Consider the following 11440-nt stretch of genomic DNA (forward strand, 5'->3'; position numbering starts at 1 on the left):
CCCCCGCCCCGTTCGCCGCCGGCCCGTTCGCCGCCGGTCCGCTCTGGGCCGTGTTCGCGCCCCGCCCGCCGTCGTCGCCCGTCAGGACGGACCGCGCGACGAACGCACTGCCCAGGACGACGGCGGCCACCCCGGCGACCGCCGCGATGACGGCGGCGCGCGACCGCAGGCCCGTGCCGCCCGGCGCGCTCGCCGTGGTGCGCTCGGCGGGGACGAGGCCGGACGCGACGGCGTCCGGGACGCTGGCGGGCACCGGCCGAGGGGTCCCCGCGACGCGCAGGTAGGCGGGGTCGCCGGCGAGCCCGGCCGGGGACGCGGCCAGCTCGATCAGCCGCTCCAGCCGGACCCGGGAGGCGGGCTCCTTCGCGGCGCAGAGCCGGACGAGCTCGGCGACGCGCGCGTCGACGCCGTCGAGGTCGATCTCGCCGTCGAGCGTGCGGTGGATGATGGCCTCGATGCGGCCGCCGCCGAACGGCGGGCGCCCCGTGGCGGCGTAGGCGATGGTGCCGGCGAGGGAGAACACGTCCGAGGCCGGCACGGGCTCCTGCTCGCGGACGACCTCCGGCGCGACGTACCCGGGGGTGCCGTTCCACGCGCCGGTCTGGGTGATCTGCGTCTGGCCCTCGCCGCGGGCGATGCCGAAGTCGATCAGCCGGGGCCCGTCCGGGGCGAGGATCACGTTGCCCGGCTTGAGGTCGCGGTGCTGCACGCCCTGCCCGTGGATCTCCAGCAGGCCCTGGGCCAGCGCGGCGAGGAGCCGCAGGCAGGTGTCCGGCGGCAGCGGCCCGTGCTCGGCGACGGCCTGGCGGAGCGTCGGGCCCGGGACGTACTCGGTCGCCAGCCAGTACGGCGGCGCGTCCAGCCCGGCGCCGACCATCGCGGCGGCGAACCGGCTGCGCACCCGCTCCACGGTGGCGACCTCGCGGCGGAACCGGGCGAGCGCCTGCGGGCCGTCGAAGTCCTCGCGGATCACCTTGAGCGCGATGTGCCGGCCGGCGCCGGTGAGGCCCAGGTAGACCTGGCCCATTCCGCCCGCGCCGATCCGGGCGATCAGCGGGTATCCGCCGATCCCGGCGGGGTCCTCGGGGCGTAGCGGCTCCACGTCAGCGGCCGTCCGATCGTGCGTCCATGCCGGGCATGATCTCACCGCGCGCGACCCGGCGCCGCCGGGACGGGGCGTTTCCCGGCGGGCCGCGCGGGCCGGATCAGGCCCCGCCCGGCGAATGTGACCTAAGTCACCGCCTAGAAGTCGTGTGACCTGCGATGTAGCGGTCAGATGTCCCGGTGTTACGCGAATGCGCGCCGTTCGCGTGGCACGACTCCAGGGACGGTCGCACGGCCGGGGGGACCGCGGCGGCCGTTCCTGGACCTGCCCCGATCGGTGCTGGGACGGACGGGGGTCGTCCCAGCACCGATCGGGGCGTCGCTCAGGGCAGCTTCCTGATCTCCGCGATGACCTCGGGCATGGCCTCGTTGTTGCGGCGGAACCAGTCCAGCAGGAAGGCGACCTGCTCGTCGGAGCAGCCCGCCAGCCGCTCGCGGAAGGCGCGGCCCATCGGCTCGAAGTACGCGGAGAACTGGGCGGCGTTCTCCGCCACGAGCTCCACGATCACGCGGCGCCTGTCGTCGGGGTCCCGGGTGCGCCGGACGTAGCCGGCCTTCTCCAGCCGGTCGATCACGGCGGTGATGGCGCCGCCGGTCGTGATGCCCATGAGCCGCGCCAGCCGGCCGGGGGTCTGCGGGCCGTCCATCGCCAGCGCGTTCACGCACTGCGCGTCGGTGACGTTCATGCCCGCCTTGCTCGCGGTGGCGTGGTGCAGGAGCACCGTGAACATCGTGCTGCGCCGCATCGCGTCCTGCAGCTCGGCCGCCATCCGATCGCGCTCCGAGGTCACCGGGCGCCACCTTCCTTTTCTCCATGCCAGAGAGACTCATTGGGAGAGCGACTCTTCAGGGGAGATCATAAGGGGCGCGGCCGCGTGTGGCGCACGCGACACCGCAGATGATCAGAGCATGCTTGGAACGGTCCTACGATGGTCTTGTCCGGGCCGAGAACAGAGGTCCGCTCCTGGCCCCGAATCCCACAAAGGTTCGGGGCCGAGCTCTTCCGGCTACCCTCCCGCCTCCTGGGCGACCTCCTTCGCCCACCGGTAGTCGGCCTTGCCCGCCGGGGAGCGCTTCATCTCGTCCACGAACGCGTAGACGCGCGGGACCTTGTAGCCCGACAGCTCCTTGCGGCAGTGGGCGTCCAGGTCCTCCTCCGCGGGCCGCTCACCGCCGGCGGGCTCGACCACCGCCGCGACGCGGTTGCCCCAGCGCTCGTCCGGAACGCCCGTGACGACCGCGTCGTACACGGCCGGGTGGCCCTTGAGGACGGCCTCGACCTCCTCGGGGAACACCTTCTCCCCGCCGGTGTTGATGGCCTGCGACCCCCGCCCGTACACGGCGATCGACCCGTCCTCCTCGACGGTGGCGATGTCGCCGGTCAGCAGCCAGCGCCGCCCCTCCACCACGGGGAACGTCCGCGCCGTCTTCTCCGGGTCGTTGTAGTAGCCCATCGCGATGTGCCCGGTGCGGGCGACCTGGCCGATGACGCCCGATCCCGGCTTGACGGGCTGGAGCGCGTCGTCCAGGACGGTGACGTCCTCCACGTCCGGGGCGAACCGCAGCCCCTTCTCCGGTGTGGACCCGGCGACGGCCTCGGCCGTCGAGCCCGACTCGGTCGACCCGAACCGGTCGAGGATCAGCACGTTCGGCAGGAGCTTCTGGATGCGGTCGCGGACCGTCCCGGTGAAGATCGCACCCGTGGAGACGTAGGCGAACAGCGACGAGGTGTCGTAGTCGCCGCGCGCCAGTTCCTCCGCCATCGGGATCGCCATCGCGTCCCCGGTGATCGTCACCGAGTTGACCTTCTCCCGCTCGATCGTCGCCCACACGTCCGCCGCGTCGAACTTGCGCGTGTACACGAGCGTCGCGCCCATGAACCACGCGATGAACGTGGCCACCTGCGCGGCCCCGTGCATCAGCGGCGCGACCGGCATCATGATCAGTGGACCGCTGTTCCGGGCGTGCTCCACGATGTCCTCGGGCCTGGACGGGCGCGGCACCGTCGGGTTCCAGAACGCGAAGATGATCTGCTCGGTCGTCCACATGACGCCTTTCGGCATCCCGGTCGTCCCGCCGGTGTAGATGATGTAGACGTCGTCGCCGGAACGCGCCGGGAAGCCTCGCGTTCCGTCGGCGTCCCGCAGCGCATCCTCGTACGCGACCGCGCCCGGGATGGACGGCGTGCCGCCCACCGCGACGAGGTGCTTCAGGGCGGGCACCTCCGGGACGGTCGCGGCGACCCGGTCCTCGAACTCCACGTCGTAGAGGAGCGCGACGCTGTCGGAGTCCCGGAACACGTAGAGCAGCTCGTTCTCCACGTACCGGTAGTTGACGTTGATGGGCACGGCCCGGATCTTCAGCGCCGCCAGCAGCGCCGCCGCGTACTCGATGCCGTTGTAGAGCTGGATGGCGATGTGCTGTCCGGGCTTGACGCCCGCGTCCGCCAGGTGGTGCGCGAGACGGTTCGCGTGCTCGTCCATCTCGGCGTAGGTGAGCTTCCGGTCGCCGCACACCAGGGCGACACGCTCCCCTATCGCGTCGGCGACTCCCTCGAACAGATCAGCGTGGTTGTACTCCATCGGACGTCCCTTTCGGGGTATGGGTCGCGCCCAGGGAATAGGAGGGATTATCAGGGTTTGTCGCTGCCGACGATCCACATCGCGAAGAACTGGGCGCCGCCGCCGTAGGCGTGCCCGAGGGCGCGGCGCGCGCCGTCCACCTGGTGCTCGCCGGCCATCCCGCGCACCTGCAGCGCCGCCTCGGCGAACCGGATCATCCCGGACGCGCCGATCGGGTTGGACGACAGCACGCCGCCCGACGGGTTCCACGGGATGTCGCCGTCGAACGCCGTCGCGCCCGCCTCGGTGAGCTTCCAGCCCTCGTTCTCGCCGCAGAACCCGAGGTTCTCCAGCCACATCGGCTCGTACCAGGAGAACGGGACGTACACCTCGGCGCAGTCGAGCTCGCTGCGCGGGTCGGTGATCCCCGCCTGCCGGTAGACGTCGGCCGCCGCGTCCTTGCCGCCCTGCGGGCTTACGCTGTCGCGGCCCGCGAACTGCATCGGCTCCGAGCGCATCGACGTCCCGTGCACCCACGCCGGCGGATTCGGCGAGCGCGACGCTGCTTGTTCAGACGCCAGCACCATCGCGCACGCGCCGTCCGACGACGGGCACGTCTCCAGGTACCGGATCGGCTCCCACAGCATCGGCGTCGACTCGACCATCTCCCGCGAGATGCCGGGGATCTTCAGGTGCGCGTACTCGTTCCGCAGCGCGTTCTGCCGGTCCTTGACCGCCACCAGCGTGCCGATGTGGTCGGGGGCGCCGGCGCGGGCCATGTAGGCGCGGATGTGCGGCGCGAAGTAGCCGCCCGCCCCGACGACGAGGGACGTGGTGTACGGCCCGTTCACCGTCAGCGCCCACGTGGCGTTCGACTCCGACTGCTTCTCCCAGGCGACCGTGAGCACCCGCTCGTGCACGCCGGACTGGATCAGGCTGGCCGCCACGATCGCGGTGGAGCCGCCGACGGAGCCGGCCGTGTGCACCCGCATCAGCGGCTTGCCGGTCGCGCCGAGCGCGTCCGCCAGGAAGACCTCCGGCATCACCACGCCCTCGAACAGGTCGGGCGCCTTGCCGACCACGACGGCGTCGATGTCCTTCCAGGTCAGCCCGGCGTCGTCGAGCGCGCGGCGGGCCGCCTCGCGGACCAGGCCCGCCATCGACACGTCCAGCCGCTTGGTCCGGTACTGCGTCTGCCCGATGCCGACGATCGCGCACGGATTAGCCATTGTTCTCTCCCGACAGCACGCAGACGAGGTTCTGCTGAAGGCAGGGGCCGGACGCGGCGTGCCCGAGCGTCCGGGACGCCGTCCCGTCGTGGATGCGGGACGCCGCCTCGCCGATCCGGATGAGGCCCGCCGCCATCACCGGGTTCGCCGACAGCGCCCCGCCGGACGGGTTGATCGTCACGCCGTCGCCCAGGCCGAGCGCCTCGCGCAGGATCAGCTCCTCGTGGCTGAACTGCGCGTGCAGCTCCGCGACCTCGATCCCGGTCGCGCCGGCCTTCTCGCCCGCGACCCGGGCGGCCTCCGACCGGGTCAGGTCGCGGACGCCGAGCGAGTGCGGCTCGGTGCGGTGGTCGATTCCGGTGATCCACGCGGGCCGCTCGCACAGCTCCCGCGCCTTATCCCCGGCCGCCAGGACGATCGCGGCGGCCCCGTCGGTCACGGGCGCGACGTCGTAGCCGTGCAGCGGCGCCACGTCGTACTCCTGCTCGGCGGCGGACTCCGCGGGGTCCGGCAGATGCAGCGCGAACGGGTTGCCGCGGCCGGCCTCCCGCGAGCGCGCCGCGACCGCCCGCAGGTCGTCCTCCTTCACGCCCGCCTTCTCCATGTACGCGCGGGCCTGCATGGCGGCCATCGACACCTGGTCGACGCCGAGCGGCGCCAGGTGGTACGGGTCGAGCTGCTGGGACATGATCGCGCGGAGGTCGCCCTGGGACGACTTGCCGAACCCGTACACCAGCGCGGTGTCGATCTCGCCGATCTGGAGCTTCACCCACGCCTCGTAGAGCGCCCAGGCGCCGTCCATCTCGACGTGGCTCTCGGAGATCGGCGGCCACGCGCCCAGCGTGTCGAGCGCGGACACGAACGCGAACGGCGCGCCCTGCAGGTAGTCGCACGACCCCGAGCAGGTGAAGCCGAAGCGGGACAGCCCGGTCCGCTCCTTGATCTCGGTGATCACCGGCAGGACCATCTCGGTCTCCGCGATCCCCTGGTCCTCCGCGCTGTGCTCGGTCTGCACGAACGCGACCACTGCAACAGGACGCATCACATGTAGTCCTTGATCTCTTCGAAGGGGACGTCGGGCTCGTCGATGGGCTCGAACCACTTGATGTTGGCCATCGACCTGTCCCACTCCTCGCGGGGCCGCCACGCCGCCCGCACCCGCATGCCCATCCGCACCTGGTCGGCCGGGATGCCCGCGACGAGCGTCAGCATCGTCAGGCCGGCGCCGTCCAGCAGGACGTAGCCGGACACGAACGGCACCTCGGGCGCGCGCGGGTCGGGGATGTTGTTGACCGCGAAGGTGGTGACGGTGCCGGTGTCGGGCAGCTCCACCTCCTCGGTGGTGGGGACGCCGTCGCGCGTGCAGAACCCCTTCATCGGGACGATGACCTTCTCGCACACCGGGCAGCGGTGGCCGAGGATCCGGCCCTCGGAGATGCCCTCCAGGAACCGGCCGAGCGCCCGCCCGCCCTTCAGCCGGTACTCCAGCGCCGCCTGCGGGTTGATCATGGTGACCTCGGGCAGGAAGCACTCGATGTCGCCGATCGTCCCGGTCCGCTCGGCGCGATACTTCGGCCGCACCCGCATTCCGGTCTTCAGGACCTTCGGCGGCTTCGCGCCCTCCTCGAACACGCCGAGGTCGAGCGCGTGCAGCAGCGCGGTGTCGGCGCCGTCCGGGCGGATCAGCGCCCACGCGAACGGCCGGTCGAACGGGTGCTCCTTGGCGGGCCGCGGCACCCACGACCACGTCGTCACCGTCCCGGCGGGGCCGACCTCGACGAACTCGCCGGTGACGTCCTCCCCGGTCTCGGGGTCGCACTCCGCCGGCGGGACGAGCACCCTGCCGCCCGCCGTGCGGACGCCGACCATCCGGCCGTCGCGCAGCTCGCTCAGGAAGCGCCCGATGACCGGGCCCACCGAGCGGGTGTAGCCGCCCGGGAACGCGACCAGGTGGTTCGGCTCGGCTGCTTCAGATGGCACTCTCGCGGTCCTTCCAGTACGGGTCCCTGAGCTTGCGCTTGAGCAGCTTGCCGTTCGGCTCGCGGGGCATCGTCTCGATGTAGTCGATCGACCTCGGCCACTTCATCTTGGCGAGCCGGCCCTCCAGCGACGCGAGGATCTCGGCGGTCAGCTCGTCGCCGGGCTCGGTGCCCTCGGCGGGCTCCACGACGGCCTTGATCTGCTCGCCCCACTCCTCGTCGGGGATGCCGAACACGGCGACGTCCGCGACCTTCGGGTGCAGGATGATCTCGTTCTCGATCTCGGCCGGGTAGATGTTCGCCCCGCCCGAGATGATCATGTCGGCCTTGCGGTCGGACAGGAACAGGAACCCGTCCTCGGTGAGGTAGCCGATGTCGCCGACGGTGAAGAAGTCCTTGAGGCGGTTCTTCTCCGTCTTCTCCTTGTCGCCCTTGTACTCGAACTCGACGCCGGCCATCTTCATGTAGATCGTGCCGTGCGCGCCCGTCGGGACCGGGTTGCCGTCGTCGTCGACGATGAGCAGCTCGCTGATCGGCCACGCGTTGCCGACCGTCCCCGGGTGGGCGCGCCAGTCGGCCGGGCTCGCGATCGTCCCGCCGCCCTCGGTCGCCGCGTAGTACTCCCAGATGCAGTCGCCCCACCATTCGAGCATCTGCTGCTTGATCGGCACCGGGCACGGCGCGGCCGCGTGGATGGCCCACTTCATGCTCGACACGTCGTACCGGGACCGGACGTCCTCGGGCAGGGCGAGCAGCCGCTTGAAGTGCGTCGGGACCATGTGGGTATTGCTCACGCCGTGTTCCTGGATCATTCTCAGGGTGTCTTCGGCGTCCCACTTGTCCATGTACACGACCGTGTGGCCCATGTGCAGGGCGGTGCCGCCGAACTGGGTGACGGCCGTGTGGTAGTTCGGCGAGGTGATCAGATGGGCCTGGTGCTCGCCCCCCGCGGGACGCCCCGGCGGGATGCCGAAGAGGCCCAGCAGGAACGTCATCAGCTCGGCGCTGTCGTCGGGGTCGATGCCCATCAGCGCCCGCTTGACGCCCTTCGGGCGGCCGGTCGTCCCGGACGTGTAGTGCATCGTCGCGCCGTTGGTGCGGCCGTCCGGCAGCGTGTCGGGCTGCCCCTCGACCAGCTCGCCGTACGGGCGGAACCCGGCGACGTCCCCGATGGCGAACCGCCGGTGCGGCTCGATCTCCTCGCCGGCCCGGACGCCCTCGGCGGCGTACCGCTCGTGGACGATGAACGCCTTCGCCTCGGCGTCGGCGACGATGTAGCCGATCTCCGGGCCCGTCAGGTGCCAGTTGATCGGCGTGTAGTACCAGCCGGCCTGCAGCGCGGCCAGATACAGGACGAGCCCCTCGACGCCGTTCGGGACGAGGCCGCAGATGCCGTCGCCGTTCTTCAACCCGAGCGCGCGGAGGCCGTGGACGAGCCTGTTGGAGCGGGCGAGCAGGTCCCCCGCGGTGTACTGCGTCCCATCCGGATCAACGGCCGCGACCCACTCGGGATCGGCCTGCGCCAGCCGCCAAAAGCCCAATGACCCCATCGGATCTCCCTACGTGAGCACGGTGAGCGCCGTCACAGACGACGCCCCGGCGCCCAAAGTAGATCACGTTCTCGTTTTGCTAATCAAGCCCTACCGGTAGGGCGAGGGCTTAACTAGAATCTGTTCTCGTTTGACATCTGAGCTGGAGGAACCATGGCGGAACGGCTGCCGATCAGCACCGAGCACTGCGACGTCGAGCGCGACGGTCACGTCGTCATCGTCACGATGAACCGGCCCGAGGCGCGCAACGCGCTCAGCTCGTCGATGCTGGTGGGTCTGGCGGACGCCTGGGCCTACATCTCCGAGACCCCCGAGGTCCGCGTCGGCATCCTCACGGGAGCCGAGGGGACGTTCTGCGCGGGCGCCGACCTGAAGGCCATGGGGCAGACGCCGTCCGACCCCCGCGTCCAGGAGCGCATGGCGCAGATCCCCGACTTCCACTGGAAGGGGCTCCTGCGCGACACCCGCCCGACCAAGCCGATCATCTGCGCCATCGAGGGGTACGCCGTCGCCGGCGGCACCGAGCTCCTCGTGGGCACCGACCTGCGCGTCGTCGCCGAGGGCGCGACGCTCGGCCTGTTCGAGGCGAAGCGCGGGCTGTTCCCCATGGGCGGCTCCGCGATCCGGCTCACCCGCCAGATCGGCTACGCGAACGCGATGGACATCCTGCTCACCGCCCGCTCGGTGACGCCGCAGGAGGCCCTCGCGATGGGCCTGATCAACAAGGTCGTACCGGACGGCACCGCGCTCGAAGCCGCCCGCGAGCTGGCCGGCCAGATCGCCGAGAACGCCCCGGTCGCCGTCCAGGCCATCCTGCGCACGCACCGCGAGACCGAGCACCTCTCCGAAGAGGACGCCCTGAAGATCTCCGACGAGCTCGGCTGGCCGGTCATCGGCTCCGAGGACGCCAAGGAGGGCTCGCGCGCCTTCAAGGAGAAGCGGCCCGCCGTCTACAAGGGCCAATAACGGTCTGTCCGAAACCGGGGGACGCGTTTTCCGGGCCGCCTCCGTGGCATCGCTGTGCCCAAGCGAGTCACGGAAGGACGGAGCAGGCCATGGCCTTGCACCTAGGACGCAGGCGGCACGAGACAGCGGAGGAGAAGGCGCCCCGGCGGCGCCTCTGGCCCCGGAGGACGCAGACCCCGCCGGCCGATGACAGCGCCCGGACCGTCGTCGTCGAGCGGAAGCCCCGCCGGTGGATGCGCAGCAGGCCCAACCCGGTCAGCATGATGATCATGGCGGCCGGCTGGGCCGCCGCCGCGATCCTCGCGCTCGGGATTCTGCTGACCTGGGGTGACGCCAACCCGGGCAACGTCCTGGTGGACGCCGTCCTCGACGCGGGCCGCTGGCTGGCGACCCCGTTCCACGACGTCTTCACGCGCCAGGACCCGGAAGAGCAGCTCTACATCAACTGGGCCCTCGCCGGGGTCGTGTACTACGTCCTGGCGCGCGCCCTGTCCTGGATGACCCGCTTCTGATCCGGCCCTGACGCGTCCGGACACCGGAAAGCCGCCGCGCCGAGGGGGAGGGGCGCGGCGGCGGGGTCCGGTGGATTGGACGGGGGCGGTGAGGCGTCAGTCCGCCTCGGTGATGGCGTTGAGGCGCTCGATGGCCTCGACGTACTCCTCGATCAGGTCGTAGACCACCTGGGCGGCGGGCTTGACCTGGTTCATCGACCCGACGATCTGGCCGACCGGGAAGGTGACGAGCTCGCCGTCCCCGGAGCGCTGGATGCGCGGCAGGGCGTCCGCGATCAGCATGAACTGCAGGGGCATCGGCAGGTAGCCGGGCGACTTCTCGCCCTCCCACGCCTCCGTCCACGCGGACCTGAGGAAGCGGGCGGGCTTGCCCGTCCAGGCGCGGGACCGCACGGTGTCGCGGGACGTCGCGTCCAGCAGCTTCGGAAGGGCGCGCTCGGGGGTGTCGGCCTCGTCCACGGTCAGCCAGATGGAACCGGTCCACACGCCGTCCGCGCCGAGGGCCATGCCCGCCGCCATCTGCCGGCCGCGCCCGATGCCGCCCGCCGCCAGCACGATCGTGTCCTCGCCGACGGCGTCCACGACCTCGGGGATCAGCACCATCGTGGCGACGTCGCCGGTGTGGCCGCCCGCCTCGGTGCCCTGCGCGACGATGATGTCGACGCCCACCTCGACCTGCTTGCGGGCGTGCCGGGCGTTGGAGGCCAGCCCGGCGACCTTGACGCCGTGCCTGTGGGCCTCCTCCACGATGTCGGCCGGGGGCGGGCCGAGCGCGTTGGCCAGCAGCGCGATCGGGTGCCGGAGCGCCACCTCGACCTGCGGGCGGGCGGTCTGGTCCGTCCAGCCCAGCAGCGCCTTGCCCGCGCTGTCGGTGGACGGCTCGACGCCGTGCTCGGCGAGGAGGTCCTCCAGGAACCGGCGGTTCTCGGCGGGGATCATGCCCTGCAGCTTGCCGAGCAGCTCCTCCGCGTCGCCCAGGTCGCCGCCCTCGTACTTGGCGGGCATCACCGTGTCCACACCGTAGGGCTTGCCGCCGACGTTCTCGTCGATCCACTTGAGCTCCAGCTCAAGCTCCTCGGGGCTGAAGTGGAGGGCGCCGAGGACGCCCATGCCGCCTGCGCGGCTCACCGCGGCGACGACGTCGCGGCAGTGACTGAACGCGAAGATCGGGTACTCGATGCCGAATAGTTCGGTGACTCGTGTCCGCACACCCCCGACCCTAAGCGCGCCCCGGCCAAACTGCAACAGGTTCTAGTTAGGAAGATCGGCCCCGTCCGCCCGAGCCCCGACGACTTGCGGCGTGTTGTTGTCATGGCAAGCCACATGACAACAACACGCCGCAAGTCGACGAGGGCGGTGGGACTGGGGAGTCAGCGCACTAGAACACGTATCAGTGCGGCTCAGCGGCGGCGGCCGGGGCCGGACGCCTTGCGGCGCTGGCGCTGGCTGCCGGGCGCGGGGCGGCGGGTGTCCTGCCGGGGCGCCGCCGGGCCGGGCGCGGCACCGGGCGCGGCACCGGGCGCGCGGTCCTCCGGGTCC

The 11440-nt window shown here is 71.5% G+C and carries 10 protein-coding genes; 2 read left to right on the plus strand and 8 right to left on the minus strand.

Translation table 11 applies throughout. The features are described from left to right. The 7 genes from E1266_RS30130 to E1266_RS30160 form a co-directional block, all read right to left on the minus strand. The coding region (locus E1266_RS30130) for a serine/threonine-protein kinase (RefSeq protein WP_207945997.1) at positions 1–1102 on the minus strand (1102 nt) is incomplete at its 3' end. A 325-nt stretch (positions 1103–1427) separates the two neighbouring features. After that, positions 1428–1895, minus strand: coding sequence for a MarR family transcriptional regulator (locus tag E1266_RS30135; protein WP_207945998.1), 468 nt, complete (start codon positions 1893–1895; stop codon positions 1428–1430). A gap of 216 nt (positions 1896–2111) precedes the next feature. Next, positions 2112–3686 carry an acyl-CoA synthetase gene (locus E1266_RS30140; RefSeq protein ID WP_132052787.1) on the minus strand — a complete coding sequence of 525 codons (1575 nt, stop codon included), beginning with the start codon at positions 3684–3686 and terminating at the stop codon, positions 2112–2114. Positions 3687–3736: 50 nt separating this feature from the next. Continuing rightward, positions 3737–4894 (minus strand): thiolase domain-containing protein, encoded by a 1158-nt coding sequence (locus E1266_RS30145; RefSeq protein WP_132052789.1) that lies wholly within the window; start codon positions 4892–4894, stop codon positions 3737–3739. Then, complete coding sequence (locus E1266_RS30150; protein WP_132052791.1) at positions 4887–5936, minus strand: thiolase domain-containing protein; 1050 nt, start codon at positions 5934–5936, stop codon at positions 4887–4889. The genes E1266_RS30145 and E1266_RS30150 overlap by 8 nt, the downstream gene beginning before the upstream one ends. After that, complete coding sequence (locus E1266_RS30155; protein WP_132052793.1) at positions 5936–6874, minus strand: OB-fold nucleic acid binding domain-containing protein; 939 nt, start codon at positions 6872–6874, stop codon at positions 5936–5938. Before E1266_RS30155 ends, E1266_RS30150 begins: the two co-directional genes overlap by 1 nt. Then, the gene (locus E1266_RS30160; RefSeq protein ID WP_132052795.1) at positions 6864–8423 is read right to left on the minus strand and encodes an acyl-CoA synthetase; all 1560 of its coding nucleotides are present in this window, start codon (positions 8421–8423) and stop codon (positions 6864–6866) included. The genes E1266_RS30155 and E1266_RS30160 overlap by 11 nt, the downstream gene beginning before the upstream one ends. 153 nt (positions 8424–8576) lie before the next feature. On the opposite strand from E1266_RS30160, the gene E1266_RS30165 reads away from it, so the two are divergent. Both E1266_RS30165 and E1266_RS30170 read left to right on the plus strand, forming a co-directional pair. After that, on the plus strand, positions 8577–9389 hold the full coding sequence (locus E1266_RS30165; protein ID WP_132052797.1) for a crotonase/enoyl-CoA hydratase family protein: 813 nt from the start codon (positions 8577–8579) through the stop codon (positions 9387–9389). A gap of 89 nt (positions 9390–9478) precedes the next feature. Next, positions 9479–9901, plus strand: coding sequence for a hypothetical protein (locus E1266_RS30170; RefSeq protein ID WP_132052799.1), 423 nt, complete (start codon positions 9479–9481; stop codon positions 9899–9901). Positions 9902–9997: 96 nt separating this feature from the next. Here the strand turns inward: E1266_RS30170 and E1266_RS30175 are convergent, their stop codons facing one another. Next, entirely contained in the window at positions 9998–11110 is a 1113-nt protein-coding gene (locus E1266_RS30175) for a nitronate monooxygenase (protein ID WP_132052801.1), read from the minus strand. Positions 11111–11440 lie beyond the last annotated feature (330 nt).

It is taken from the genome of Actinomadura sp. 7K534 (genome assembly GCF_004348575.1).
In the GTDB taxonomy this organism is placed as follows: Bacteria; Actinomycetota; Actinomycetes; order Streptosporangiales; family Streptosporangiaceae; genus Spirillospora; species Spirillospora livida.

What these genes read in the sequence shown, in the direction of transcription:
- E1266_RS30140 (WP_132052787.1), bottom strand. Translation starts at nt 3,686, where the DNA reads ATGGAGTACAACCACGCTGATCTGTTCGAGGGAGTCGCCGACGCGATA.
- E1266_RS30160 (WP_132052795.1), bottom strand. Translation starts at nt 8,423, where the DNA reads ATGGGGTCATTGGGCTTTTGGCGGCTGGCGCAGGCCGATCCCGAGTGG.
- E1266_RS30170 (WP_132052799.1), top strand. Translation starts at nt 9,479, where the DNA reads ATGGCCTTGCACCTAGGACGCAGGCGGCACGAGACAGCGGAGGAGAAG.
- E1266_RS30145 (WP_132052789.1), bottom strand. Translation starts at nt 4,894, where the DNA reads ATGGCTAATCCGTGCGCGATCGTCGGCATCGGGCAGACGCAGTACCGG.
- E1266_RS30150 (WP_132052791.1), bottom strand. Translation starts at nt 5,936, where the DNA reads ATGCGTCCTGTTGCAGTGGTCGCGTTCGTGCAGACCGAGCACAGCGCG.
- E1266_RS30165 (WP_132052797.1), top strand. Translation starts at nt 8,577, where the DNA reads ATGGCGGAACGGCTGCCGATCAGCACCGAGCACTGCGACGTCGAGCGC.